The organism is uncultured Desulfovibrio sp. (genome assembly GCF_944324505.1).
In the GTDB taxonomy this organism is placed as follows: Bacteria; Desulfobacterota; Desulfovibrionia; order Desulfovibrionales; family Desulfovibrionaceae; genus Desulfovibrio.
In genome coordinates this window covers 98,608-123,165 of the sequence record NZ_CALUWO010000007.1, presented here as the reverse complement: position 1 = coordinate 123,165, position 24,558 = coordinate 98,608, and the positions used below count along the sequence as shown (strand labels likewise).

The window sequence follows — 24,558 nt, the reverse complement described above, 5'->3', positions numbered from 1 at the left end:
CATGTTGCAGGTGGAACATCTTGCCAAGGTGTACGGGGCGCGGGTGGTCCTGCGCGACGTGCATTGCCGCTTTGCACCGGCCAGCGTTTCCCTGCTGGCCGGCGGCAACGGCGCAGGCAAAAGCACCCTGCTGCGCATGATAGCCGGACTGGCCCGGCCCACGTCCGGCAGCATCCGCTTTACGGGAGAGCCGGCCGTGGCCTATCTGGGCCACGCCACCTTTCTCTATCCCGGCCTGAGCGCGCTGGAAAACCTGCACTTCTGGAACCGCGCGCATGGCCTCGGCCTTTCCCGCCAGCGCCTGCTGCACCTGCTGGAGCATGTGGGGCTGGCTGCCCATGCCCATGAGCGGGCGGGGGTTTTTTCGCGCGGCATGGCGCAGCGTCTCAATCTGGCCCGGGTGCTCATGCTTCAGGCCGACCTCCTGCTGCTGGACGAGCCGGGCACGGGGCTGGATGCCGCGTCGCAGCAGCTGCTGCGTCAGGAAATCGTTCAGGCCAGGGAACGGGGCGCCTGTGTCATTGTGGTGAGTCATGATCTTGCCGGTGACGCGGCGGTGGCCGACCGCCTGCTGCTGCTGCGGGGCGGGCGTCTGTGTCAGGATGGTCCCATGCCCCGCCATCTGGATGCCGCCGGCTGGCAGGCGCTGCTGGCGCCCGCCGGGGAGGAAAACGCATGTTCCGCCTAGCCCTGTGCATGGCGCGCAAGGATTTGCTGCTGACGCTGGGGCGCGGCAGCGCCCTGGTGCAGGGCCTGCTGCTGGGCCTTTTGCTGCTGTTTGTGTTCAGCCTGTCACAGGGCGTGGGCGAGCGCATGAGTCCTCAGGGGGCAGCCGCTGTTTTCTGGCTGGGCGCCCTGTTCTGTCAGGTGCTGGTTTTCAACGGCCTGTACGCGCTGGAAGAAATCGGCGGCGCCCGCCTGGGCCTGCTGCTGCTTCCGGCCCCGGTTCAGGGCGTATGGCTGGGCAAGGCACTGGCCGGTCTTGTCCTGCTGCTCATGGCCCAGATGGTTTTTCTGCCGGCGGCTGTGGTCTTTCTGGGGCAGGAGCTTCAGGGATCGCCGGCCACGGGGCTGCTGGCGCTGCTGCTGGTGGATGTGGGCATCTGCGCCCTGGGGTCCCTGCTGGGGGCGCTGGCCCAGGGGGGCGGTTCGCGCGAATCGCTGCTGAGCATTGTGCTGTTTCCGCTGCTTGTACCGCTTCTGCTGGCCGGCATCCGGGTGGGGGCGCAGACCTTCGGCCTGGATGATCCGGACGGCGCCCTGGGCTGGTTGCAGCTTGCGGCGGCCTTTGATGCCGTTTTTCTTGCTGCCGGGCTTCTGCTGTTCGGCTTCATGTACGGAGGAGACGACTAGATGTCACGTCCGCTTTCTCCCCTTCCTTCCGTTCTGCTGGCCGCGGGGGCGCTGGCCTTTGCCGGCTGCCAGTGGCTGATCCATGCCTATGCGCCGCTGGAGGCGCAGCTGGGCCTCATGCAGAAAATTTTCTATGTGCACCTGCCGCTGGCCTGGTGGGCACTGATCAGTTTTTTTGTGGTTTTTGCGGGGTCCGTGGCCGTGCTGGTCCGTGGCAGCCAGTCTGCCGACCGCCTGTGCCGGGCTGCCGCCGAGGTGGGCGTGCTGCTCAGCGGTCTGACCCTTGTGACGGGCATGATCTGGGCGCGCCGTTCGTGGGGCGTCTGGTGGACGTGGGATCCGCGCCTGACCACGGCCCTCATCATGTGGTTTGTGTATACGGGCTATCTGGTGCTGCGCGGTCTGGACCTGCCGCCCCGGCGCAAGAGCGTGGTCTGTGCCGTGCTGGGCATTGTGGCCTTTCTGGATGTGCCGCTGGTTTTCTTGTCCGCGCGGCTCTGGCGCTCCATCCATCCCAATGTCATTGGGGCGGAAGGCGGCGGCATGGAGCCGGAAATGGCCCTTACGGCCGTATGCTGCGTGCTGGCCTTTGGTCTGTTCTGGGCCGGCCTGATCTGGCTGCGCAAGCGTCAGCTGGACCTGGAAGCCCGCCTGGAGGCCGCGCTGCTGGCCCGGCGCGGCGCCGGTCTTTTCTGACCGCAACGGGCGGGGATTCCCGCCGGAGAACGCTATGGATACCAACGTGATCTACTGGCTTGTGGCCGCCAATGCCGCCGTCTGGGCAGGCATGGGCGCCTATCTTGTCTTTCTGGGGCTGCGGCAGCGCGCGCTGGCCCGCCGTCTCATGCAACTGGAGCTGCTCAAGCATGACTGATTCTGTCAAAACATCGCACAAACTGCTTATGGTCCTTCTGTTTGCCGGGCTGGCCATCATGCTCGGCGCGGCTCTTCTCGGGCGCTTCAAGGATCCGCACCTGGTGGTGCAGACGCCGCACGCGGTGCAGCAGGCCCAGGAGGATACGGCCGTCGTGGGCCGGCTTATGCAGCAGGTGTCTGAAAATCCTGCGGACAAGGAAGCCCTCATGGCGCTGGTGGACCATCTTGTCCGCATGCAAAGCTGGGAACCCGCCGAAACCTTTGTGCAGCGGGCCATTCTGCTGGATGTCAACGATCCCAAGCCGCTGCACATGCTGGGGGTTATCCAGCACAGCACAGGGCGCAACAGCGAGGCGGCAGCCACGCTGGAACAGGCCCTGAAGCTGGGGGATGATCCTTCCGTGCGCTACAGTCTTGGTGTGCTCTATATCTATTATCTCAAGGATGTGGAGCGCGGCGTGGCCCATCTCAAGGCCGGCCTTCTGCTGCCGACAGCCAGCGATGCGCTCAAGCAGCACATGCGCATGGAACTGGAAAAGCTGGCCGCCGGCAGTGCTCCGGCAAAGTAGGCTTTTTTGCTGCAATGGCGCCCGGACCGCTCCGCAGGAGCGGCGGCGCGCCCTGGGGCAAGCCCGGTCCGCCGGGCTTGCCGTTTTTGTTCCGGGCCTACAGCGCCAAGCGTTTCTTGGCTTGCCAAGGGGACGGGACTATTCTAGATATGTGCTGTAAAAATTTTTTTGCAAGGTCGTGTCATGTCCACTGAACATCATGAAAAAGCCGCTTCTTCCACGGCGTCCGCTCCGTCTTCTGCGGAAGCGCCCCTGAGCATGCCCGCTGCTCCCGCACAGCAGCGGGCCGCGGGTACCGTATCCCGCAGCACCTGCCTGCTTTTTGTCTGCCTGGCCCTGTTCTGCGGCCTGCTGCTGGGCAATCTCATGCCGCATATTCTGGGTGATACCGTATCGCTGCTGGGGGGCGGCAGCTCCCGCCCCGTGCCCCCGGTGGGACAGAGCAGCTCCCCCGCCGTAACGCCAGCCCCGCCCGCGCCCGCTGCGCCGGCAGCTGCCGATAGCGGCGGAACAGACGATGCCATGCTCACGCCCGAGCAGAAGCATATTGCCCATCTGGAACAGGCCGTGGCCGCCGGTTCGGGCACCGAGGCGGAATGGGTGGCCCTGGGCAATGCCTATTTTGACACGCATCAGCCGGCCAAGGCCATTCATGCCTACACCAGGGCGCTGGCCATCAATCCTGCCAATGCCAACGTGCTCACGGACCTGGGCATCATGTATCGTGAAAACGGCCAGTTGCAGGAAGCCTTGAACAGCTTTGCCAAGGCCATTCAGTATGACCCCCGTCATGAGCATGCCCGCTTCAACATGGGGGTGGTGCTGCTTTTCGATCTCAAGCGCAATAATGAGGCCAAGAAGGTCTGGCAGGAACTGTTGCAGCTCAATCCCGGCGCCACGGCGCCCGATGGACAGCCCCTTGCCAATCTGATCCGGCAGTGTGACGCTCCGGCATTCTAGGATGAGACCATGAAACACCAATCTCTTCGCACGGCGTTTTGGCTGGGCTGCTGCCTTTGTTTTCTGCTGGTCTGCGCACCGCTGCGGGCCGCAACCCCCCAGGTTCCCGCCGTCCTGAACAGCCCCCAGCTGTCCCTGCTGCCCTATCTGGATGCCTATCTGGATACCACGGGTGAAATGGATGTGGAGGAAGTGGCCGCGCCTGCCAATGCGCCGGCCTTTCATCCGCTGGATGTGAAGCACCTGCCGCATGCCACGGGGACCACCTGGCTGCGTTTCACCCTTGCGCCGGCCGCACAGGGGGCGGACAGCTCGACCATTCTGCTGGACCTGGGCGAAAGCATTCCCGGCCGGCCGGCCTTGTTCAGCCCCGGGCTGGACAGCCTGAGCGGCGCCACGGAATGGCAGGAAGCCACGCCCGGTTCGCGCAAGGTGCTTCTGCTGCCCCGAAGCGGGCCGGAAGCCCTGACCTGCTATATCCGCCTCGACGGGCTGCCGGGCCTGTGGTTTGCGCCCATGCTGCGCACGCCGCACAATGCGGCTACGGACCTTTCCGGCCTGGCCGGCAAGAGCGCGCTGCTGGCCCTGGGGGTGGTCATGCTGCTGTGCCTGCTGCGGGGCCTTTCCGAACCCGGCCAGTGGCGCTTCTGGACAGCTCTCTACGTGGGCATGGCCATGGTCCAGGGCTATTACGGCCTGCCCGGCAACGGGGCCGGACATTTTGACTTTCAGGATGCCGCGGCCCTACTGTCTCCCGGCCTGGCCCTCATGATGCTGCCCCACGTGGGACGCCATCTCATGCAGACCCGTGGCCGGCACCGCATTCTGGATGCGCAGTTCATTCTGCTGGTCCTGCCCGGCGCGGCTCTGGCCCTGCTGCCGCTGATTCCCGAAATGGGCTGGATCACGCGCTATCTGCCCCTGTGGCCGGCAGGCGCCCTGCTGCTGGTGCCCACCAGTACGGCGGCCTGCCTCATGGGCCTGCCCGGCGCCCGGCGTTTTCTGCTGGGCTGCCTCATTCCTCCGCTGGCTGTGGCGGCTTCCGTCATGGGGCTGGAACATGGCTATGCGCCGAGCCTGCTGGCCGCCCTGCCCCTGTGGGGCACGGCCCTGAGCGCCCTGCTTATTGCGGCCACGGCAGCGCCCCGCCATGAGGCCCGCGAGGATGACCCCATTGATCTGACCATGCCTGCCCTGGAAGGGGTGGGCAATGCCGTGCCCGTGGATGCTCCCCTGACCATGGGGGATGAACCGCTGCCCACGCTGGACGACCCCAATCTGCGTCTGCTGCCGGCGGAAGCGCCCGCGGCGGGTCTGCCTCTGCCGCACATGGATGAACCGTCGCTGACGGCCGCCCGCCCTGCCCCGGCCGGGGCGGCTTCTGCCCGGTCTGGAACCGACAGCACGGGGGCCGTATCTGCCCTGAAGGAACGGCTGAGCCAGCCGCTGGATACGCTGCTGCGTGAGGCTGCCGCCCTCCAGGCCTGCACCCTGCCGCCCGGCGCACGGGAAACGGCCGGACAGATGGCCGATACCGCCCGGCGCATGGCCTCGCTGCTGGCAGGCAAGCCTGCCGGCCAGCATGGACAGGCAGCGGCCGCACCTGTGGAGGAAGATTTCAATTTGCAGGAACTCATGCGCTCCGTGCATGATGCCGTGGCCGCTGCGGCGGAACGGGCAGGCATCAGCCTGGCCTGGTACATGCCCCCGCAGCTGCCCGCCTTGTTCCGGGGGGATCACGCAAGCCTGTATGGCGTGCTGCACGAACTGCTGGAAAGCGCCGTGCGGGCCACGCACCGGGGCAGCGTGCATGTTTCGGTGCGGCCCATGCCGGAAAGCCTTGATCCCGGCCATCTGCTTTTTACCATCCGCGACAGCGGCAGCGGCCTGCCCCCGCAGGAACGTTCCGCCCTGGCCCTGGCCCATGCCTGGGAACTGGCCGGGCGGTATGAAGGGCTGCTGCGGGCAGAGGCCGATGGTCACGGGGCGGTCATTGCCTTCAGTCTGCATCTGCTGCCGGTGGAACAGGAACGTGCTTCCCGGAGCATGCCGGAGCAGCCCGTCCGTCCCCGGACGCAGGCACCTGCGGCAGACACGGCGCCCGTAGCAGACATGGCAAAGCCTGCGCCCGAACCGGCGGCGCCTGCTGCGGCCCCGGTGGAGGATGACGGCGGTCCCAAACCCCTGACCACGCCGGACCTGGGGCGGCGCGCCAGACGCCCGCGCATCATGATCTGCGTCAATGATGAAATGGAGCAGCACAGCTTTATCCAGAAAATCAATGACCTGCCCTACGTCATCCTGCAAACGCGCACCCTGCGTGAAGCGCTGGCCATGCACGAGCATCGGCCCCAGTCCATCCTCATCGTGGCCGGACGCAATGTGACGCCGGAGGTGGCCCCTGCGCTGGCACGTTTCCGCCAGCGGGCCAGTGAGGCGCATCTGCCGGTTTTTGCCGCCATTGCCATCACGCAGGATGACAGCCAGTGGGATGCGCTGGCCCATGCGGGCTTTACGCACGCGCTGCTGGAACCTGTCCAGCGGGAAACCCTGCGCGAAACCGTGCAGGAAATTCTTTCCAGTACCCAGCCCGTGCCCCAGCCCGCTGCCGCCAGCCGGGAAGAGACACCAGCCGCGCCTGCGGCGGTGACACCGACCGCGGAGACGGCGGAGAGGGACGCTGCGCCGTCCGCAGAGAATGCCGCTGCCGGACAGCAGGCGATGCCGGAAAATCCGCCTGCCTCCCCTGCCGCCAGCGTGATGCCCAAAACGGAAGGTCCCGCGGATGCCGTGTCGCCGCAGCCGTTGGCGGAGGAGGCACCGGCTGTACCGGACGCACAGGTCGCATCAGCCGATGAGACGGAGCCGATGGCGCCGACCGTCACGGCGCCGCTGGCCGAAACGCCGTCGCCCGCGCCGGCAGCCGCTGCCGGCACGGATAGCCATCAGCCGGCAGCGCCGGAAAAGGCCACCCTGGACAACCGCTGGGGGCCGCGTGAAACGGCGGTGGAGGCCGCCACGCCGGCGCAGGATACGCGCGTGCCGCTGGATAATCGCTGGGGCGAGACGCCGGCTTTCCGGCAGGACACTGCCGTGTCCCACGAGACCGAAAACACGCAACAGGCTCCGGATACGGTCAGCGAACAGGCGGCCGTTCCCCAGGCCGCTGCGGCCACGGAAGCCGCTGCCGCGCCCGTGACGGCGGCGGCCAGCGCCGAAGTGCGCCCCGCTGCGCCAGCCCCTGAGCACAACGTCCGCGAGCAGCGCCCTGCCCGTCCGGCGCCGCGCATCGGCAGCGGTCTGCTGCCCGGTGCGGAAGCCTATGACAGTCACGTGGAATGGGTGGGAGAACCCACCCCCATTGTGCGCACTGCGGAAAAAAGCCCTGCGCCCGCCATTCCCCAGCGCCGGGTACCGGGCGATGGCGCTGAGACCCTGCGCCATCAGATAACGGATATTGTACGTCGCACCAGCCAGCCGGCGGCAGCGAGCACGCCGGCAGCGAGCGCGACGGAGGTTCCCACGGTGCGCCTCAGCGAGGCCTTGCGGCAGGAAGAGGCCCGTGCCGGCGGGGAGGAAACGGCGGCTCCGGCCGCCATGCCGGCAGCGCAGCCTGCTGCCGGCAGCGCGCCCCGCGGTGCTGACCGTCCGGCGGCCGTGACGCCGCACAGCCCGTCGTCTGCGCCGGCTCCTGCTGACAGACTGCCGGAAGGGCCGTCGCCTGACAGAGGCGCTCCTTCCCTGCTGCGCCGCGTCCTGGGACGCCTGCAGGGCAGTGAAACCGCACGTGCTGCGTCTGCCGGCCGTGCGCCGCTGTCCGTGCCCGGCAGGGAAACCCCTGCTGCCGTGCCGCAGGCACAGGCAGCGACCCGGACGCCGGGGCAGAGCGTGGCGCAGACCTCCGCGCCATCGGCTGTCCCACTGTCGAGCACTCAGGCGGTCAGCCAGACGGCCAGCCAGAAAGTTAGCCAGACGGCCAGTGAAGCGAGTGGGCCGGCTGTCGGTCAGTCTGCCAGACGGCTGGCCGAGCCGCAGGCAGGTCCGGTGGAGCCGCCGGTTCGGCAGCCTGCTGCCGGCAGCACCGGTGCTCCCTTCCCGGCATCTCCCGCCGCCAGCGCACCGGCAGTGGATACGGAAATGCTGGACCTGGTGAAGCGCCTGAGCGCGGCCATCCAGGAGGCGCAGCAGCACTATGCCCGGCGCGACTGCCGCGGCGTGGCCGATGCCGCACAGTACATTGCCCAGTCGGCGGAATCCTACGGCTTCCGCTCTCTGGGGCGCATGGCCCGCTGCGTGGAGCAGGCTGGCCGCCATGACGATCTGGATGCCCTGCGCGATCTCCTGCCCGATCTGGTGGCGCAGGTGGAACGCCGGCGCATTGCCATTGGCCGTGAACTCTCCTGACGGTAGACCGTCCCCCGGAAGCTCCCGGCTTCCGGGGGAAGGAAAATGCCCATGGTTGACTGGATCAATCCCTTTCACATTGTGCTTTTTCTTGCCATTCACAGCCTGTCCTGGCTGGGGGTGGTCCACGCCCTGCTGACCAAGCAGGATCCCCGCTCTGCCCTGGGCTGGTCGGCCACCATGCTCTTTCTGCCTCTGGTGGGGCCGCTGCTGTACACGCTGTTTGGCATCAGCCGCGCCCAGAGCGCCGCGCAGCGCATGCTGCACAGGATAGCCTCCCATGATCCCGGCTATGTGCATCCGCCCCGCGAGCCGCACAGGCAGCATACCATCCCGCCGGAAGCCCAGCTGCTGGAAAAGCTGGGGCACCGGCTCACGGCCCGCAATCTTTGCGGCGGCAACAGCATCACCCCGCTGCACAATGGCAATGCCGCCTATCCGGCCATGCTCCAGGCCATCGACGAGGCCCGCCATCTGGTCTACCTGTCCACCTACATTTTCAGTGCCGGCGAGGTGGCCTCATCCTTCTGTCGTGCCCTGTCCCGTGCCGCTGCCCGTGGTGTGGACGTGCGCCTGCTGGTGGACGGTTTTGGCGGCTCCTTCTATTCCCTGCGCAAACCCTGGGCGGAACTGGCCCGCACTCCGGTGCAGGTGGCCCGCTTTCTGCCCCTGCGGCTGCTGCCGCCGCGGCTGTGCATCAATCTGCGCAATCACCGCAAGGTGCTGGTGTGTGACGGCGTGGCCTTTACCGGCGGCATGAACATTTCTGACGCACACGTGCTCAGGGGCAGCCGCAACGACGTGCAGGACATGCACTTCCGCTGCACTGGTCCCATTGCCCGGCAGCTGCTGCGTGCCTTCATGCTGGACTGGGGCTTTGCCTGCGGCAGTTACAGTCCGCTGCCGGAAATGCCCATTGTGGAACAGGGGGGCGGCAGCCACTGCCGTCTTATTCTGGACGGGCCGGATTCGGATACGGATCCGCTCAATGATCTCATTGCCGGTGCCATCAGCGGGGCCAGGCGCAGCGTGCGCATCATGACGCCCTATTTTCTGCCCACCAGTCAGCTCATGACCAGTCTGCGCAGCGCGGCACAGCGCGGCCTGGACGTGCGCGTGGTGCTGCCTGCGCGCAACAATCTGCCCTATGTGCACTGGGCCAGTTTCCGCCTTATGCCGTCCCTGCTGCGGGCGGGCGTGCGCATCTGGCAGCAGCAGCCGCCCTTTGCCCATACCAAGCTGCTGGCGGTGGACGGCTATTATGCGCAGATCGGTTCGGCCAATCTGGATGCCCGCAGCTTGCATCTCAATTTTGAGCTGAACATGGAAGTCTTCGACGAACATTTCCATGACCTGCTGGCCGAACACATGGACAAGGCCATGCAGCGCGGCACGGAAATCACTCTGGAACGTCTTGCTCGCCGTTCCCTGCCGGTTCGTCTGCGTGATGCGGCCTGCTGGCTTTTTTCGCCCTATCTTTAACCCCGTGTTCCGCCGGCAGCCGCTGGCGCCGGCGGCAATATGCGTTGCAAGGAGTCCTGCCGTGGAAGAAATCAGGATTCGTCTGGAAGTGATCCGGTCCTGCTGCCCGCTCTACAGCGAGGGCGATGCCGTGATTTTTGACGGCCCCGCCATCGACAAGGAGGCCAGCGGCAATATCTGCATGATGGCCATGAATGCGGTGTTTCCCTTTGTCTATGCGGCGCGCAAGGGCGTGATCAACGAAGGCCCCTTTCAGTGCCCCGACTGTGCCGACAAGGTGGAATTCCGGATTCGCAGGGACTGAGGCGCTGCCGTGCGTCGTTCCTGTCTGGTGCGGGAAGGCCGCCGCAAGACGTTCCTTCCGGGGGGGATGTTTCATGAAATATCGTTGTCTGTTGTTTTGTCTGGCCGTTCTGGTGATTCTTGGGGCATGCCCGTTGACCGGTGAAGCCGCCGGGGAGGATGGCCCCGCGGATACGGGGGACGCAAGGCCGCAAAGCGGCACCCTGCGTCACTTCATGGCCTTTTCCATGAACGTGCTGGACGGCTGGAATGCCACGCAGCCGTCGGCGCAGGTGGTTGCCGTGGTGTCCAGGGACAGGGCGGCGTCCTTTTCCGTGGTGCACAGCCGGATGGACGGCACGGACCCTGCGGCCTTTGCCCGGGACATGTCCCGGCGTCTGGGGGGAACGGAGCCGGTGGAAAAGGACGGCTGGTACAGCTTCACCTTTGCCAGCAATGGCGTGGAAAGCAGCAGCTCCATGCACTTTTCCGGCGAGAATTTCAGCATGATCACCGTGACGGACCCCGGGGGAACCCGGCGGGCCGAGATTGATGCCATGCTGGCTACCATACGGATACGGCCGCTGCCGTAACCGCATAAAAGACGCCCCGCAGCTTCTGCTGCGGGGCGTCTTTGCAAAGAAGCGGCCGAAGGGATGCGGCCTATTCCACGGTAACGCTCTTGGCCAGATTGCGGGGCTGGTCCACGTCCTTGCCCAGATAATCCGCCATTTCATAGCTGAAGAGTTGCAGGGCCGGCAGGGCCATGAAGGCGGAAAGCGGCGCCGGCAGGGCCGGAATGCGCCAGAGGTGATCGGCGTCCGGCTCATGCCCCGCATTGCACAGGGCAATGACCTTGCCCTGGCGGGCCTTGACTTCCACCATATTGGAAATGACCTTGGGATAGAGGGCGTCATCCAGGGCCAGCACCAGGGAGGGGAAGGTCGGATCGATGAGGGCAATGGGGCCGTGCTTCATTTCGCCGGCGGCATAGCCTTCGGCATGGATATAGGACAGTTCCTTGAGCTTCAGTGCCCCTTCCAGGGCCAGCGGATAGCAGTGCCCCCGCCCCAGGTAGAAGAAGTTACGGGCCTGGGCATACTGGCGGGACAGTTCCCGTGCCCGCTGGTGCATGTCGGGCAGGGCCGCTTCCAGCAGGGCCGGCAGGCTCTCCAGAACGGCCAGCCGTTCGGCACGCTGTGCGCTGCTGCCCACGCTGTTGCGCTGCCCCCAGTACAGGGCCATGAGGGACAGCATGAGCATCTGGCTGCACATGGCCTTGGTGGAGGCCACGCTGATTTCCGGTCCGGCCTGGGTCAGGATGACGGCCGAGGCCTCGCGGGCAATGGAAGACCCCACCACATTGCACAGCCCCAGGACAGGAATGCCCTTCTGCCGGGCAATGCGCAGGGCGGCCAGGGTATCGGCAGTCTCGCCGCTCTGGCTGATGACCAGCACCATTTCGTCTTCGCCCAGCAGCAGTGCGTCGCGGTAGCGGAATTCTGAGGCAATTTCCAGCTGCACGGGGATGTGCGCCCAGCTTTCCAGCAGGTGCCGCCCCCACATGCCCGCGTGGTAGGAGGTGCCGCAGGCCACGATATGCAGGCGGCGCGGCACGGGCAGGCTGTCCAGTTCGGGCAGGCGCACGCTGTCGCCCTGCACGCGGCCGCTCAGGCCGTCGGTGATGACGCGGGGCTGCTCGAAGATTTCCTTGAGCATGAAGTGGCGGTATCCGCCCTTCTGGGCGGCCTGCATGTCCCAGGTAATGGTCTGGACGGGATGCTGCACCGCCGCAAGGTCTTCCAGGCGCAGAATGCGGTATTGCGAGGCCGAGCACTGCACAATGTCGCCGTCTTCCAGAAAGATGACCTGGCGCGTATAGGGCAGAAAGGCCGGAATGTCCGAGGCCACAAAGTATTCTCCGGTGCCCAGACCGAAGATGAGCGGCGCGGACATGCGGGCCGCCAGCAGGCTGTCGGGATTCTGGCTGTCCATGAGGCAGACGGCGTAGGCGCCGTGCGCCTGACGCAGGGCCGCCGCAAAGGCATGCAGCAGGTCAGGTTCCGTCTTGCAGCATTCGGAAATGAGATTGACCAGCACCTCGGTGTCGGTTTCCGAATGGAAGACATAGCCGAGGCCTTGCAGGCGCTCCCGGATTTCCTGATAGTTTTCGATGATGCCATTGTGCACCAGGGCCAGCCGCCCGTCATTGCTGCACTGGGGGTGGGCATTGCGTTCCGCCGGCTCGCCGTGCGTGGCCCAGCGGGTATGCCCCATGGCCGTGGTGGCCAGGGTCACGGGTTCGTGCGCCAGCTTTTCCTCCAGCGCGGCCAGCTTGCCCTTGGCCCGGATGACGGCCAGGCCGCCCTTGAGGCCAAAGGCCACGCCCGCCGAGTCATACCCTCGATATTCCAGACGACGCAGTCCTTCCACCACCACGGGAACACCGGGACGATGACCGGTATAGCCGATGATGCCGCACATAGTTTTCTCCTTGATGACATGAAGGGGAGAACGCCCCCTTGCGCGTGGCAAAAAGCGTTGCTCCCCTTGTGATCCTTGTGTTCCTTCCGCAGAGCGGAAGAACGTCAGCTAGCCGCCAATCTGCTTGAGCAGCGCGGCATTCTGTTTGATTTCGGCCTTGCGTTGCAGATTTCCCAGGAACAGGGCAAACAGTTCGCTGCTGCGGCGGCTGCGCATGAGGCCGTCAAAGGTCTGCTTCATGCTGTCCCATTCGGCGGGATCGGCTTCCACCACCTTGTCCACCCGGCAGATGAAGGCGCCGGCGCCCTCGGCCTCGCTGGTCAGGCTGAAGGCCTGCGGCAGCCACTGTTCCAGCGGCGCGGCAAACACGGCCTTGGCCAGAGAGGTATCGGCCGCAAAGCCGGTCAGCAGGCCGTCACGGCCCAGATCGCCCTGCTTTTCGCCCTGGGGAGCGCTGCCCTCGCGGGCGCTTTTGAGTTCCCCGGCCGCTGCGGCAAGGGCTGCCTTGAGCGCGCCGTCCGCCACCAGCTTTTCCCGAATGGTCTCGCGCACTTCGGCCAGGTCGGGCACGCGCTGCGCCTCGGCCTTGCTGATGCGGGCCACCAGATAGTGGTCGCCGGCTTCCAGGGCGGTGTCCACGGGATTGCCGCTGCCCGCGCTCAGCAGTGCCCTGGCACTGTCGGCGGAAATGCCCAGTTCCTTTTGCAGGGCATCGGCAGTAAGCAGATCGGTACTGCTCACGCTCAGGCCGAAGCGTTTGGCGCTGTCAGCCAGGGGCTTCTTGAGGATATTGTCTTCGATGAGGCTGTCCAGGGCGTCATTGAGCTTTTCCAGGCCGCGCTGCCGGGCCAGGTCGTCACGAATGCCCTTTTCCACCTCGGCAAAGGGCAGGGTGCCGGCGGCTTTCTTTTCGTGCACGAGAATGAGGTGCAGGCCAAAGGTGGTGCGTACCGGATCGGAGACCGTGCCCGGTTCCAGGGCAAAGGCGGCCGCGTCAAAGGGGGGCACGGTCTGGCCGTGCTGTATCCAGCCCAGTTCCCCGCCGGGACCGGCGGCATTGGGGCCGTTGTGGGCATTGGCCACCTCGGCAAAGGGCTTGCCCGACGCCAGTTCCTGGCGGATGGCCGCCACCTTTTCTTCCGCCTGCTTCACCGCATCGGCCGGGGCATCTTCCCGGAGCGGCACCAGAATATGCGAGACCCTGACCTGTTCAGGGGATGCATAGCGCGAAAGATTGCGTTCATACTGGGCCTGGGCATCGGCCTCGCTGATGCTCTGGGGCGTGACCAGCAGGGTGGGAGAAATGGCCACATATTCCACCGCGGCCCGGGCCGGCCGGGTGAATTCCTGCTTGTGGGCCTCATAATAGGCGGCAATGTCCGTTTCGGCAGGAGTTACCGAGGCGGCAAAGCGCGATGCCGGCAGGAAGACATAGGTCAGGGCGCGCTTCTGGCGCAGATAGTCGTAATAGGCGCGGGATTCCGCTGCATTGTTCCACACGCCGGCGTCCACGAGCCGTTCCAGCTTCTGATTGAGCATGTCGCTGGCGAGTTTGCGTTCAAAGGCGGCCACGCTGCGGTGCTGGTTTTCCACAAGGCGCTTGAACAGCTCGGGGTCGAACTTGCCTTCGCTGTTCTGGAAGGCCTGCACGTTTTCCACGGCCTGGCGCATTTCCAGGGGAGAGATGGCAATGCCCGCGCGGGCGGCCTCCTGCTCAAGCAGCTTCTGCATGATGAGCGTATTGAGCACGCGCTGGCCCAGGTTTTCTGCGGCCAGCTGTTCGCGGGTGATCTGGGGATTCTGGCGCTGGATGGCCTCAAGCGCATCCTGATAGGCCTGTTCGTAGTCACGGATGGAGATGCCGTCGCCATTGACCACGGCCACCACATTGCCGCTGCTGGAATCCGTGAGGCTTCCCACGCCCCAGAAAACAAAGACAACGATGATCAGGCCAAAGATCAGTTTGACACCCAGCGACTGGGTATTGGAACGGATAAAATCGAGCATGTGGACTCCGGTAGAGCGGATTGGTACACCATAAGGGCGCACAAGGCTTCAGCATAGCCGTATAGCCGTTGAAACTCAAGCTGCGAGCGCGGGGACAGCTCCCGGCATCGCGGGCAGCGGACGGCGGCAACGGGCTGACAAGCGGGCGGAAATGGGCTAGAGGCTTCTGCCGCCCGGCGTTGCCCCCTGCTGCCGTGGCGGATCGTGTGCCGTGCGGGGCAGGTCCAGGCCCGGCGCCTGCCGGCAGGCAGGGCATGGGCGGGACATTGGTTGCAGGGGCGGCCATCCCGGAGGAAAGAATATGGAAAACCTACAGATACGGCAGCTGCTGGACGCCGTGGCCCGTGGCGACATGCTGCCGGCAGAGGCCATGCGGCATCTGAGCGCCCTGCCGCTGGAAGACAGCCTCAACGGGCTTGCGCTGGACCCGCAGCGTGCCGTGCGCACCGGTATCGGCGAAGTGGTCTTTGCCCAGAACAAGAGTGACGAGGCCCTGCTGGGCGCGGTGCGCGGTCTGCATGCTGATGGCAGCCCGGTTCTGGTGAGCCGGGCAGATCCCCGGCAGGGGCAGCTGCTGCTGGACAGTTTTTCCGGGGGACGCTACTGGCCCCAGGCCCGCCTGTTTACGCTGGGTCCCCGCCGTGCCGATGGCGGACAGGAAGATGCCCTGGAACTCGGCCCGCCGTGGCCGCAGGCCGGCGAGGTTCTTGTGGTTACGGCCGGGGCGGCGGACATTCCCGTGGGCGCCGAAGCCTATGGCGCTCTGCGTTTCTGGGGGCATGCCTGCGGTTTCATCACCGATGTGGGGGTGGCCGGTCTGCACCGGCTGACGCCGCATCTGCCCGCCCTGCGGCAGGCACGCTGCGTCATTGCCGTGGCGGGCATGGAGGGCGCCCTGCCCTCGGTGCTGGCTGGTCTGGTGCGCTGTCCGCTGCTGGCAGTGCCCACGTCCGTGGGCTATGGCGTGGGCAGCGGGGGCTTTGCCGCCCTCAGCACCATGCTCTGTTCCTGTGTGCCCGGCATTGCCGTGGTCAATATCGATAATGGTTTCGGGGCAGCCGCCTTTGCCGCCAAGCTCCTGCAACAGCCGGGCAGCTAGCGCGCCACGGGGCCATTCCGCGTTTCCGCGGAACGCCTGACGCGATGCGCCGGGGGCAAGGCGGCACCCTGCCTGCGGGCACGTTTTGCCGTCTTCCGGCGTTTCTTCCGGCACAGGCCCTGTCGTTTTTCATGCGGCAGCCTGCTGCCGGGCAGGCACGGGAAGGCCGGCGCATCCGGGCGGTTGGGTTGCCGTTTCCGCAGATCGCCTGCGGTCTGCCCCCTAGAATTCCTCGTACATGTGCCGGTCCTGCCGGTCTGCCAGCATGGGCAGCACCCGTTCCAGCAGGATGCCTTCGGTGGGAACGGTCTGGGCTTCCATGCTGATGTGGATTCCCCTGGAAATCAGGCGCACGGCCCGTTCCACGGACAGGGGCAGGCTGTCGCCCTGCAGCAGTGCGCCCAGCAGCACGCTGGAAAAGATGTCGCCCGTGCCGGGGTAGAAGGCGGGAATCCACGGACTTTCCACCTTCCAGAAGCGGCCGTCCTCGCGATCATGGGCCACGGTGGTGCAGAAGCCCTGACGGGTGGACGGCGCACTGGTGATGACCACACAGCGCGGTCCCATATCGGCCAGGCGGCGCATCTGCTGTTTCAGTTCCTCTTCCGTGAGCTGATCGCGGTATGGTTCGTCCAGCAGGTAGGCCACTTCCGTCATATTGGGGGTGATGGTGTGGGCGTGCGTCACCAGCTGGCGCATGGCGCGCACCATGTCCAGCGTCTGGGTGGCATGCAGTTCGCCATTGTCGCCCAGCACCGGGTCCACCAGGGCAAAGCCGTCGGGCTTGAGAAAGTCACGGATGCAGCGCAGGGTAATGGCAACCTGCTCCGGCGTGCCCAGAAAGCCGGAATAGACCGTATCAAAGCGCAGCCCCAGCCTTTCCCAGTGGTCAAGGATGGGGGACATCTCGCTGGTGAGGTCATGAAAGGTAAAGCCCGTCATGCCGCCTGTCTGGGTGGAAAGAACAGCCGTGGGCAGCGGGCAGGTCTGAATGCCCATGCAGTTCAGAATGGGGATGGCCGCCGTCAGGGAGACGCGGCCCAGGCCGGAGAGGTCGTGAATGGCCGCAACGCGCCGGAGGGGTGTTTCATACATCGTGCAGTTTCCTTTCAGGGAATCGGTCCGTACTCTGCCATCGAAAGCGGGATATGGCAAGGCAGGGCCTGCGGAAAGCCGGCCTCTCTGCATCATTTTTGCGGCAGGGCGGCCTTGCTCCGGCCGGCTCCCTCATGTAGAATGCAGCAAACACTATTTTCAGGGAGGCAATCATGAAAAAGGTTGGTATCATTCGCTGCCAGCAGACGGAAGATTTGTGTCCCGGTACCACGGACCTGATGATGGCTGCTGCCGGCAAGGGCGGCTTTGAGGCCTTTGGTGCCTGTCAGGTGGTGGGAGTGGTGTCCTGTGGCGGCTGTCCGGGCAAGCGCGCCGTGGCCCGTGCGCAGATGCTCAGGGATCGCGGCGCGGAAGTGGTGGCCCTGGCCTCCTGTATTACCAAGGGAACGCCCATTGATTTCCCCTGTCCCAACAAGGCCATGATGCTCCGGGCCATTCGCGCCAAACTGGGTGAGGACTTTCCCGTCATGGACCATACCCATTAGGGCCATGGAATAATGCGGGACAGGCGGCCATGCCGTCCGGCGCAAGTGTCGTTTTCCCGGTCCTTGTCGGCATGTCCGGCAAAGGGAAAGGACCAGATGCGAGAGCATGCCCTGTTCGCTGTCAACAAAAAAAAGCACCCGGCAGCCGTACTGCCGGGTGTCTTTTTTTGTCTCGGAACAGGCAGGAATACTGGCGGGGGAGGGATACTATATTGTATAATAACATGCTGAAAATACTAGCTTATTGTGTGCAACAAAATGCCTCGTACCCCCAAATGTACCCCCAAAAAATTTTGCTGCCCCTTTTTGCCCTGCTTATGGCATGGGCCATGCATAACATCCGGGGGAATGTCCGGCAAGAGGAAGGGTTATTTTTTGAGGTAGCCCCCTGCGACCCTCTCCGCGACCAACAGCCCACATGCCGGATCAGATTGATCAAACCAAATTGGGTGGCGATACCGTACCGATGTTGCCGGCAGGGACAGCGTGCCACGTTTACCCAAAAATCACCCGTATCAGCAGGGGTACATCAGCTCAAAAGAAGCGACCGGCAAGGGGAAAGAATTTTCTATAACCTATTGGAATTATGATACATAGTATTTTAGTATGAAATGGTGGAAAGCTTTGTTTTTGAATTCAGTTTTGCCGGAAGGTGTAACAGTACAGTAGCACGATTGAAGGGCATGGATGGGTATGGATACCGTATGCATAGGGTATCCTCTCTCCTTGCCGGTCATTGTCTCCCCCGGCCCCTGGCTGTCCGCCATGATCCCCGCCCGTCATGGCCCGCAATGGCCCCGTAGAGCCTTGAAACAAAGAAAGCCGGACGCTTCATAGCATCCGGCCAGTTGTTGCCCCCTGGGGCTGTCTCAGGGAGTCCATAGTTTGGACGCCCCTTGATCTCTTGCGTTCAGGTATTGCGTTTGCTCCCTGCTCCTCTGGCTGCCAACACCAACTTTTCCCACCCACTCATGGACTTGGCTTTTCCCTGTCCGTCCTGCGCTTCCGCTTGGGACATTTCCCGTTGGCAGCGGAGCGCCGTTTGCCTTCCTCTGTCCTAGGCCCGGTGGAGAGCCCGCCATGCAGTTTGCACCGGCCATTGCCGTACAGGTCTTTCCGTTTGCAGGGCGTCCCGGCCCTGGTCTTGGCGCCTCATGTCTGGCCCGGCAAGATGCGGGGCTGGGCGTATGAAGGTATCAGGCTATCCAAAGTCCACCTCTATTGGTTCAAGCCTGAACGGCCTGCCGATGCCCTGCGCCGTGGTGGCCCGTGCCGCCATCTCATAGACGGCTTCGGCGTCGGCCACGGCAAGCTGCCCCTCGCGTACCTTGTCCAGCAGAAAGACGGCCACGGGGCCAAGATCCTTGTCTCTTTCCGGCATGGGCATGTCCTTCAAGCACTCCAGCGGCGGCGCCACGGGCTTCACCTTGGGCATGGCCAGCGTCACCAGCAGCCGGGCCGCGTCCATGTCGCCACCTTCGGCGGCCTCTATCATCATGGGCAGGCCCCGCGCCTCCACCCATTGCCGGGCCTGTACAAGCAGGCTGTTTGAGCTCCCCCTTGGGCGGCCCGGCCCTCCATGACAGCCGGGGGCAAAACGCCCGCCGGAATCCCGGCCAGCGCCATTTTTCGCGGTATGTTTAACGCTGTCCATATTTGGCGGCCCTCCTGTTTTCCCGCGCACGCTGCCTGCGCGAGCGGCGGCGCTCCCTTTCTTGGCGAAGCAGGTCAATGGCGTTGACCACGGCCACAAGATCAGTGGAGAGGTTCCCCGCCTCAACCATGTCAGTTGCCAGCCACTCCAGGCGCTTAATGGCCACCGGCAAGGAGGTGACGGGAACCAACGTCACATTGTTGTCAACAGGGGAAGTAATGGCCACGGGATGCCGCATACCGAGGAACTCTTGCCCTTTCACAAATTCTATTCTCTTCATACTTGGTACTCCTTCTCATTTTGCGTTTTTCGCTGATTCGGCTTCGGCGGCAAGGCGGATTTCCCTCATTTGCGGGGTCTCCCGAATGCGGGCCGCCCACGCTAGTTTGCCGCCCCGCCGCCGTTCTTCGTATTTGGCACGCATGGCCTCGGCTTCTTTTGCTTGACGTATATTTTCAGCCCGATGCCGTTCCGCTTCCTGCTGAAAATACTGCCCGATATGGGCATTTTGTTCGGCCTCTTTCTGTTGCTCGCTTTGAGCAAGAACCCTCTCAACTTCCCCTGGACGATATTGCTGCCACCATTGTTTCATGGACATATGCAAAACTCCTTCACGTTGTTTTCTTTCTTGATACGACGCGCCACTCTTCACGATATTCACGCGACAAGCGGCTACCGCATTTCCGGCAATGAAAGTAACGTCGTATGACTCCACCATCATCGCCGTGCACCACCCCATAACAAAAAAATCTCCAGAGCCCGCCACAAACAGGGCATTTTTTGAAAAGCACACGTTGCCCCATGCGTTCAAAGCCCCTCATTTTTTTAGGTCAACACCGTTGACAAGCCGTTGACTTTTAAGCCGCGTCATGGGCTTTCACGATGGCGGCCAACCTCTTCCGGGCCCCCTCCAGGTATTGCCGGAGGAAAGACCATGTGCAGTATTCGGCGGCGGGGCGGCTTCCGGCAAAGAGGAAGGGCAGGCGGTAGCGTCCCATAAATGCCGCCACGCTCTGGCAAGCCGCATGCGGGTTCATCCTGCTGCGGTACTGCCCACCGGCCAGATCAGCCCACGAGGCTTCCACCACTACACAAAAGGCGTCCAGCGCCGCCCCTCTGGCAAGCTCCCGTTCAAAGCGTTCCCGCTCCCTGCCCAGGCACATGACAAGATCCGGCAGGCTCTTGCGTTCCACCGCCACCCTGTCTGTCAGTCCGGCAAGGGAATAGTCGCCCACGCTCAGGCCGCCCACTTCCACCGTCACGCCTTCATAGCGCGGCCCCCGGAAGGGAAAGGGGGCCTGCTCCCTGCTATCAATGATCACGCGCACCGCCGCCCTCCTTTTGTTGTCCAGCCAGCCATACTTGCCGGGGCAGATGCTCCAGAGCCAGATCATGCAGCAGGGCCTCAATATTGTTCCGGGCATAGCGCAGGGCTTCCAGCTTCTCGGATCGCAGCAGGCCCGCCGCCGGCCACAGTACCAGCCCGTTTCCATCATCGGCAGGCAGGGCCCCCACCTGGTATGTCTCGTTCAGCTCGTGCAGTACCGGCCATGGATGCCCTTGTGGCGGCTGCTCCCCCTGCCGTGTACATGAGGTTTTTTGAAGGTCCCGCCCCCTGTCATGAAGGGAGGCAAGCACCGCGTCGAACAGGCCTTCACTCATAGCCGCCCGCCCCCCGTTCCGTGTTCCATGCCGCCACCAGGAAGCGGGAGAACATCAATATGGATTCTCTCCCCAGCAGGAAGCACCGCCACCCGCCGCGAACCATCCGCCTGACGATGGGCCTGATCCGCCGCCCGCCAAGCATCTTTTCCGGCAAGGTGAGTGTGTGCCGTGTGCCGTTGGGGTCCAGCCACTCCATAGCCAGCGCCCTGCCGTCCCCTGCTGCATCGTCCACCACCTTCACTATGAGGGGTGCCCCCAGCAGCGTTGCCTCTTCCTTGCCGGTCGCCAGCACCTCCACCCTGTACAGCCCGGCCCGCTCCCCCTCGTGGATGATGCGGAAAAACTCCTGCCCCGGATATATGGTATCGCTCATGGTCTCCATGTCCGTGCCTCCTTCGGTACATCCCTTTCAGTCCTGCCCTTACCTAGACCGTTTTGAAGGTGTAAAAGGTGTAAAGGTGTAAGAACCGTTGGTACTCAAGGCTTTGCGGCTTACACCTTTGGCTTTACACCTTTTTTGAAGGTGTAAAGGTGTAAGCAAGGTGTAAGTAGGGTATTTGCCCGCAAACACTTATGGATGTAGGATTTTTCACCTTTACACGTCTTACACGCCGGAAAACGGCGGGGCAGGTTTACACATCCTCGTTTTCTCGATCTTCCGGCAAGGTGACAGCGTAGACGCGCCGCTGTCCCATATCAGGAAGCGTACAGACAGCGGAGTTTTTGTTGCCGTTCCTGCGCAGCCATCCGGCATCACGTAGCACGGCGGCGGCCCGGCGTGGGGAGTAGCCCTTGACCACCTCTGCCCGGAAGGGCTCCGGCAGGATCAGGTACTCCGTCATGCCGTCCGCCCTCTTTTGCCGGAAACCAACACGATTGATGCAGGTGGCGGCGTTGGTGTCCATGTCCTGGAAGCGGCTTGCCCCGTGCTGCTCGATGAACAGGCGCACCGCCGCAAGGATGGCGGCATCTTCAGCGGCTCCGGCCCCGCCCCTGGCCTCAAGCCAGTCGTCAAGGCAGCTCTGGACGTGGGGCAAGATCTCCATATCAGGGGGCAGCAGCCCGGCCCGTTGGGCGGCCAGGCCACCGGCAAGGACAAGAGCGAAGCGCTTTGCCACCCGTCGCACCTGTTCCGTGGCGTCCGGAGGGCAAATACTGTCCACGATCAGGGGGATGCTGGCCTGTATATCCTTGCCGGTTTCCTCACGATGGGCGCACAGCCATTGCAGGAAGGCCCGCCCGGCATGTCCGTAGTGTTCGGCGCAAAGCATCTTGAGGCGGTCGGCAACGGCCCCGGCGTCCGGCAGGCCGTGAAAATCCGTCAGCATGGCCTTGTCCACGGGCAGGCCCACAAAGCGCACTTCCTGGCCGCCTCTGGACTTCAGACCGTTCTCCGCAAGCTTGTCCGCAAGCCCCAGCTCACCGGATGACAGGAAGAGCAGCCGCCACGTCAGCAGGGCGCGGGGTGTACCGTCGCGGGCGGCGCGGCCCTTGGATTGTCCGTTTGCCAGCATGTAGGCGGCCTCAGACAGCGCCGCCGCCCCCACCTGCCCCACCTCGTCCAGGATCAGCACGTTGTCATTGTGGAGCGCCGCCACGCCTTCCAGCGCGTTGTCCGTCGTCCTCCATGAGCGCACATGCTCCGGCCCGCCCCAGACGGAAGCGGCTATTTGCAAGGCCGTGGTCTTGCCGGAGGATGAGCCGCCCTCAAAGCTGAAGCCGCCCCCCTCCATGCCGGACAGGCGCAGCAGGGGCCCGGCAAAGGCGAGGCACAGCGCGAAGACAAGACGGGAATTGCCCGCGCACAGGCCGGGGATCTCGCGCCAGCCATCCAGCATGCCGCCCGTCCTGAACATCTTCGCATGCCGGGCGGACTGGAGCACGACGGTATCCGCAGGGACGCCATAGGCTACGTCAGGCATGACATAGGCATCGGAATGCCAGCCGATGCGCTGAACGCAGGTCACAAAGCGATCCGTCCGCACGCCCTGGATGAATGCGGCGAACTTGGCCGCCTGTCCGGGGGCGATGGAGTAGCCGCCACGCGCAAGGATCTGGGCATACTCGCGCCCCTGTCCCTGCAACAGGTCATCCGGCAATGCCCAGCGGTGTTCCGTCCCGGCCGGGTCTTTCCAGGTCATGAGCGTGCCCCAGTTCTCCCACACGTCATCAAAGGTCTTGCCGATGATCCGCAGCGGCGGCCCTATGCGCAGGTCAAAGCTATCATCCCCCTTCGTCTCCACCTTGAACAGGCCCGGATGCTTGCCGGTTTCCCGGATGAAAAAGCCTTCTGGCAGATGGACGGCGAAGGTTTTCCGGCGGGCCTCCTCTATCACCCTGCGCACCGCTTCAAGGCTCCGGGCCGTGTGCAGGTCGTTGAAGTCCGCCTTACTGCCGTCCAGGGCGGGGCAGACGGCCAGCGTGCCGCCGATGGCTTGCGCTGCCCTGGTTGCCGCCTCCACACCGGGGTTCCTGTCCCCACCGCCGCCACAATCGTTGTCGGCGCAAAGGATGATCTCCCTGTCGGGGTACTTGTCCCGGGCCATGCGGGCCACGGGCAGGAGGTTCCCGGCATTGAACGCCACAAGGCAGGCGTGGCCCGTGGCAAGGTGCAGGCTTGCGGCGGTGGCGTAGCCCTCCGCTATGAGCAGGGGGGCGTCCTTGCTCCCGTCCTTTGCCGGGATGGGGCAGTAGCCACCCGCCGTCCTGCCACCCTTCAGAAAGCGCTTGTCCGCCCCCTCAGCAGGCTTTTCCGGCAAGATGAACTGCAAGCTCACCAGTTGGCCGGATGCATCCAGAACGGGCAGCAGAAGCTCCGTTACGCCCCGCCATTCACGTTGCCGGATACCGGCAAGGGCAGGGACGCCTTTCCGTTGCAAGTAGGGGTGTGCATCCGATGCACTGCCCGCCGCATCCCAAATGGTCCGGGCCAGCTTGGCAGACGCGGCCCAGCGCGTGGCCTGTTCCTCTTCGGCCTCCTTCCGGGCGGCGGCGATGCGCTCCCGCAGGGCCTTGCGCTCGGCAGGGGTAAGGTCTTTTTCCGGCTTGGTCGTGTGGGATCCTTCATCACCGGTCCGCCAGTTCTTCCACCAGCAGCAGGCCGGGGCGTCCAGATGGATGCGGTAGGCCCCGTCCGTGCCGCGCGGTCTGTCCGTGGTGCCGCAGCGGTGCAGGTGGCCGTCCGTCCGGACGTGCTCCACCACCAGCCCGGCGGCGCGCAGGCTTTCCGTGAAGGCGTTCAAAATGTCGTCACTCATTCGCGCACCTCCTGCTGATCCAGACCACGGGCCAGCCGCAGCAGGCCCAGGGCCGACGCTTCCGCCCTGTCCCCTGTCTCCACAAGGGAGCGTTCCACGTCCCAAATCTGGCCCATGATTGCCCCGCTCAGGCCATCCGCCACAAAAGCCCGTGCGTTGCCGGACAGCCCCATACGGTCATAGGCCAGGGGCAGCAGCTCACCGGCCACGGCCCGCATCTCTTTCACCGCCTGTTGGTATTGATACAGGTCGGCCCTTGCGGCCCTCAGACGCTCCAGCGCGGCGCGTGCGCGTTCTTCAAGCCCGGCATGGGAGTTGGGGCGGGATTGCTCTTCAAGCCACCGCAGCGCGTCCCCCAGGGCCATGGCGGGCATGTCCTGGGGGCGGTCGATGCCGTAGCGGCGGAAGAGCTGCCCATACAGGGCGTTGCAGCGGCGGGACTTCCCGGCATGGTCAAGGTCAGCATCGGCAGGGGAGAGAGCAGCGGCCAGCACCGCAGCCTTGAGGGTCTTCATCTGATCGGGGGCAATGGTGGGCAGGTCGTTACGCATGGCGCACCTCCCCGGCAGGAATGACGTTGCAGGGATGGGCCGCGACGGTGTGCCACAGGGCGGCGGGGATGAAAGGAATCATGAGGGCCTCGTTTGATTCGGGAGAAATAAAAAAGGCAGGGTATAACGCTCCCCGGCTCAAACGAAGCCGCCAGTCCTCACGGATACTGGACGTTACAACCCTGCCAATATGCGCAAGCAGCCCGCCGGGCATACGTCCGGCAGGAGCGTTGACAGCAAAAGCAGTCTGTGCGGCAAGACTTCTTCCGGCATTGGGGATGCAGGAAAGGCGCTTGCTACGCCTCGTTTGATTT

General features: G+C 64.4%; 23 protein-coding genes and 1 pseudogene. 12 read left to right on the top strand and 12 right to left on the bottom strand.

Features of this window, described 5'->3' with window-relative positions; genetic code table 11:
* Position 1 precedes the first annotated feature (1 nt).
* The 10 genes from ccmA to Q0J57_RS08535 all read left to right on the top strand — a co-directional run bounded on the left by ccmA (position 2) and on the right by Q0J57_RS08535 (position 10,519).
* Entirely contained in the window at positions 2-688 is a 687-nt protein-coding gene (gene ccmA, locus Q0J57_RS08580; protein WP_297219265.1) for a heme ABC exporter ATP-binding protein CcmA, read from the top strand.
* Entirely contained in the window at positions 676-1,353 is a 678-nt protein-coding gene (locus tag Q0J57_RS08575; protein WP_297219263.1) for a heme exporter protein CcmB, read from the top strand. The genes ccmA and Q0J57_RS08575 overlap by 13 nt, the downstream gene beginning before the upstream one ends.
* Positions 1,354-2,049: a cytochrome c biogenesis protein CcsA gene (gene ccsA / locus Q0J57_RS08570; RefSeq protein ID WP_297219261.1), complete on the top strand. Its 696-nt coding sequence runs from the start codon at positions 1,354-1,356 to the stop codon at positions 2,047-2,049.
* Between the two features lie 34 nt (positions 2,050-2,083).
* The gene (locus Q0J57_RS08565) at positions 2,084-2,227 is read left to right on the top strand and encodes a CcmD family protein (protein WP_297219259.1); all 144 of its coding nucleotides are present in this window, start codon (positions 2,084-2,086) and stop codon (positions 2,225-2,227) included.
* Positions 2,220-2,798 carry a hypothetical protein gene (locus Q0J57_RS08560; RefSeq protein WP_297219257.1) on the top strand — a complete coding sequence of 193 codons (579 nt, stop codon included), beginning with the start codon at positions 2,220-2,222 and terminating at the stop codon, positions 2,796-2,798. The genes Q0J57_RS08565 and Q0J57_RS08560 overlap by 8 nt, the downstream gene beginning before the upstream one ends.
* A 183-nt stretch (positions 2,799-2,981) precedes the next feature.
* Positions 2,982-3,758 carry a tetratricopeptide repeat protein gene (locus Q0J57_RS08555; RefSeq protein WP_297219256.1) on the top strand — a complete coding sequence of 259 codons (777 nt, stop codon included), beginning with the start codon at positions 2,982-2,984 and terminating at the stop codon, positions 3,756-3,758.
* A gap of 9 nt (positions 3,759-3,767) precedes the next feature.
* Positions 3,768-8,162, top strand: a complete 4,395-nt coding sequence (locus Q0J57_RS08550; protein ID WP_297219254.1) for an ATP-binding protein — start codon at positions 3,768-3,770, stop codon at positions 8,160-8,162.
* Positions 8,163-8,213: 51 nt separating this feature from the next.
* Positions 8,214-9,644 carry a phospholipase D-like domain-containing protein gene (locus Q0J57_RS08545; protein WP_297219252.1) on the top strand — a complete coding sequence of 477 codons (1,431 nt, stop codon included), beginning with the start codon at positions 8,214-8,216 and terminating at the stop codon, positions 9,642-9,644.
* Between the two features lie 61 nt (positions 9,645-9,705).
* Positions 9,706-9,948, top strand: a complete 243-nt coding sequence (locus tag Q0J57_RS08540; protein WP_297219250.1) for a TIGR04076 family protein — start codon at positions 9,706-9,708, stop codon at positions 9,946-9,948.
* Positions 9,949-10,021: 73 nt separating this feature from the next.
* On the top strand, positions 10,022-10,519 hold the full coding sequence (locus Q0J57_RS08535; RefSeq protein ID WP_297219248.1) for a hypothetical protein: 498 nt from the start codon (positions 10,022-10,024) through the stop codon (positions 10,517-10,519).
* A gap of 70 nt (positions 10,520-10,589) precedes the next feature.
* On the opposite strand, the gene glmS is transcribed toward Q0J57_RS08535, so the two are convergent.
* Entirely contained in the window at positions 10,590-12,410 is a 1,821-nt protein-coding gene (gene glmS, locus Q0J57_RS08530; protein WP_297219246.1) for a glutamine--fructose-6-phosphate transaminase (isomerizing), read from the bottom strand.
* 108 nt (positions 12,411-12,518) lie between these two features.
* On the bottom strand, positions 12,519-14,417 hold the full coding sequence (locus tag Q0J57_RS08525) for a SurA N-terminal domain-containing protein (RefSeq protein WP_297219244.1): 1,899 nt from the start codon (positions 14,415-14,417) through the stop codon (positions 12,519-12,521).
* A gap of 301 nt (positions 14,418-14,718) precedes the next feature.
* Here Q0J57_RS08525 and larB point away from each other — a divergent pair, with 301 nt between their 5' ends.
* Positions 14,719-15,516 (top strand): nickel pincer cofactor biosynthesis protein LarB, encoded by a 798-nt coding sequence (gene larB, locus Q0J57_RS08520; RefSeq protein WP_297219242.1) that lies wholly within the window; start codon positions 14,719-14,721, stop codon positions 15,514-15,516.
* 222 nt (positions 15,517-15,738) lie between these two features.
* Here the strand turns inward: larB and Q0J57_RS08515 are convergent, their stop codons facing one another.
* Positions 15,739-16,611 carry a pyridoxamine kinase gene (locus tag Q0J57_RS08515; protein ID WP_297219240.1) on the bottom strand — a complete coding sequence of 291 codons (873 nt, stop codon included), beginning with the start codon at positions 16,609-16,611 and terminating at the stop codon, positions 15,739-15,741.
* A 173-nt stretch (positions 16,612-16,784) separates the two neighbouring features.
* On the opposite strand from Q0J57_RS08515, the gene Q0J57_RS08510 reads away from it, so the two are divergent.
* Positions 16,785-17,117 (top strand): CGGC domain-containing protein, encoded by a 333-nt coding sequence (locus tag Q0J57_RS08510; RefSeq protein WP_297219238.1) that lies wholly within the window; start codon positions 16,785-16,787, stop codon positions 17,115-17,117.
* A gap of 969 nt (positions 17,118-18,086) precedes the next feature.
* Here Q0J57_RS08510 and Q0J57_RS10160 read toward each other — a convergent pair.
* From Q0J57_RS10160 to Q0J57_RS08470, 9 genes and pseudogenes are all read right to left on the bottom strand, one after another.
* Positions 18,087-18,257, bottom strand: a pseudogene (locus Q0J57_RS10160) (HGGxSTG domain-containing protein); the annotation flags it as partial.
* 61 nt (positions 18,258-18,318) lie between these two features.
* Complete coding sequence (locus Q0J57_RS08505; protein WP_297219236.1) at positions 18,319-18,615, bottom strand: hypothetical protein; 297 nt, start codon at positions 18,613-18,615, stop codon at positions 18,319-18,321.
* Positions 18,616-18,757: 142 nt separating this feature from the next.
* Complete coding sequence (locus tag Q0J57_RS08500; protein WP_278337786.1) at positions 18,758-19,051, bottom strand: hypothetical protein; 294 nt, start codon at positions 19,049-19,051, stop codon at positions 18,758-18,760.
* Between the two features lie 15 nt (positions 19,052-19,066).
* Positions 19,067-19,582, bottom strand: coding sequence for a hypothetical protein (locus Q0J57_RS08495; protein ID WP_278337787.1), 516 nt, complete (start codon positions 19,580-19,582; stop codon positions 19,067-19,069).
* A 46-nt stretch (positions 19,583-19,628) separates the two neighbouring features.
* Positions 19,629-20,093 carry an ERCC4 domain-containing protein gene (locus tag Q0J57_RS08490; RefSeq protein WP_363315472.1) on the bottom strand — a complete coding sequence of 155 codons (465 nt, stop codon included), beginning with the start codon at positions 20,091-20,093 and terminating at the stop codon, positions 19,629-19,631.
* Positions 20,083-20,433 carry a hypothetical protein gene (locus Q0J57_RS08485; RefSeq protein ID WP_297219233.1) on the bottom strand — a complete coding sequence of 117 codons (351 nt, stop codon included), beginning with the start codon at positions 20,431-20,433 and terminating at the stop codon, positions 20,083-20,085. Before Q0J57_RS08485 ends, Q0J57_RS08490 begins: the two co-directional genes overlap by 11 nt.
* A complete protein-coding gene (locus tag Q0J57_RS08480) occupies positions 20,426-20,818 on the bottom strand; it encodes a hypothetical protein (RefSeq protein ID WP_297219231.1) in 393 nt (130 codons plus the stop codon). Before Q0J57_RS08480 ends, Q0J57_RS08485 begins: the two co-directional genes overlap by 8 nt.
* A gap of 250 nt (positions 20,819-21,068) precedes the next feature.
* Positions 21,069-23,693, bottom strand: a complete 2,625-nt coding sequence (locus Q0J57_RS08475) for a DUF927 domain-containing protein (RefSeq protein ID WP_297219230.1) — start codon at positions 23,691-23,693, stop codon at positions 21,069-21,071.
* Positions 23,690-24,244: a hypothetical protein gene (locus Q0J57_RS08470; protein WP_297219228.1), complete on the bottom strand. Its 555-nt coding sequence runs from the start codon at positions 24,242-24,244 to the stop codon at positions 23,690-23,692. The genes Q0J57_RS08475 and Q0J57_RS08470 overlap by 4 nt, the downstream gene beginning before the upstream one ends.
* Between the last annotated feature and the right edge of the window lie 314 nt (positions 24,245-24,558).

What these genes read in the sequence shown, in the direction of transcription:
- ccmA (WP_297219265.1), top strand. Translation starts at nt 2, where the DNA reads ATGTTGCAGGTGGAACATCTTGCCAAGGTGTACGGGGCGCGGGTGGTC.
- Q0J57_RS08575 (WP_297219263.1), top strand. Translation starts at nt 676, where the DNA reads ATGTTCCGCCTAGCCCTGTGCATGGCGCGCAAGGATTTGCTGCTGACG.
- ccsA (WP_297219261.1), top strand. Translation starts at nt 1,354, where the DNA reads ATGTCACGTCCGCTTTCTCCCCTTCCTTCCGTTCTGCTGGCCGCGGGG.
- Q0J57_RS08565 (WP_297219259.1), top strand. Translation starts at nt 2,084, where the DNA reads ATGGATACCAACGTGATCTACTGGCTTGTGGCCGCCAATGCCGCCGTC.
- Q0J57_RS08560 (WP_297219257.1), top strand. Translation starts at nt 2,220, where the DNA reads ATGACTGATTCTGTCAAAACATCGCACAAACTGCTTATGGTCCTTCTG.
- Q0J57_RS08555 (WP_297219256.1), top strand. Translation starts at nt 2,982, where the DNA reads ATGTCCACTGAACATCATGAAAAAGCCGCTTCTTCCACGGCGTCCGCT.
- Q0J57_RS08550 (WP_297219254.1), top strand. Translation starts at nt 3,768, where the DNA reads ATGAAACACCAATCTCTTCGCACGGCGTTTTGGCTGGGCTGCTGCCTT.
- Q0J57_RS08545 (WP_297219252.1), top strand. Translation starts at nt 8,214, where the DNA reads ATGGTTGACTGGATCAATCCCTTTCACATTGTGCTTTTTCTTGCCATT.
- Q0J57_RS08535 (WP_297219248.1), top strand. Translation starts at nt 10,022, where the DNA reads ATGAAATATCGTTGTCTGTTGTTTTGTCTGGCCGTTCTGGTGATTCTT.
- glmS (WP_297219246.1), bottom strand. Translation starts at nt 12,410, where the DNA reads ATGTGCGGCATCATCGGCTATACCGGTCATCGTCCCGGTGTTCCCGTG.
- Q0J57_RS08525 (WP_297219244.1), bottom strand. Translation starts at nt 14,417, where the DNA reads ATGCTCGATTTTATCCGTTCCAATACCCAGTCGCTGGGTGTCAAACTG.
- larB (WP_297219242.1), top strand. Translation starts at nt 14,719, where the DNA reads ATGGAAAACCTACAGATACGGCAGCTGCTGGACGCCGTGGCCCGTGGC.
- Q0J57_RS08515 (WP_297219240.1), bottom strand. Translation starts at nt 16,611, where the DNA reads ATGTATGAAACACCCCTCCGGCGCGTTGCGGCCATTCACGACCTCTCC.
- Q0J57_RS08510 (WP_297219238.1), top strand. Translation starts at nt 16,785, where the DNA reads ATGAAAAAGGTTGGTATCATTCGCTGCCAGCAGACGGAAGATTTGTGT.
- Q0J57_RS08505 (WP_297219236.1), bottom strand. Translation starts at nt 18,615, where the DNA reads ATGATGATAGAGGCCGCCGAAGGTGGCGACATGGACGCGGCCCGGCTG.
- Q0J57_RS08500 (WP_278337786.1), bottom strand. Translation starts at nt 19,051, where the DNA reads ATGAAGAGAATAGAATTTGTGAAAGGGCAAGAGTTCCTCGGTATGCGG.
- Q0J57_RS08485 (WP_297219233.1), bottom strand. Translation starts at nt 20,433, where the DNA reads ATGAGTGAAGGCCTGTTCGACGCGGTGCTTGCCTCCCTTCATGACAGG.
- Q0J57_RS08480 (WP_297219231.1), bottom strand. Translation starts at nt 20,818, where the DNA reads ATGGAGACCATGAGCGATACCATATATCCGGGGCAGGAGTTTTTCCGC.
- Q0J57_RS08475 (WP_297219230.1), bottom strand. Translation starts at nt 23,693, where the DNA reads ATGAGTGACGACATTTTGAACGCCTTCACGGAAAGCCTGCGCGCCGCC.
- Q0J57_RS08470 (WP_297219228.1), bottom strand. Translation starts at nt 24,244, where the DNA reads ATGCGTAACGACCTGCCCACCATTGCCCCCGATCAGATGAAGACCCTC.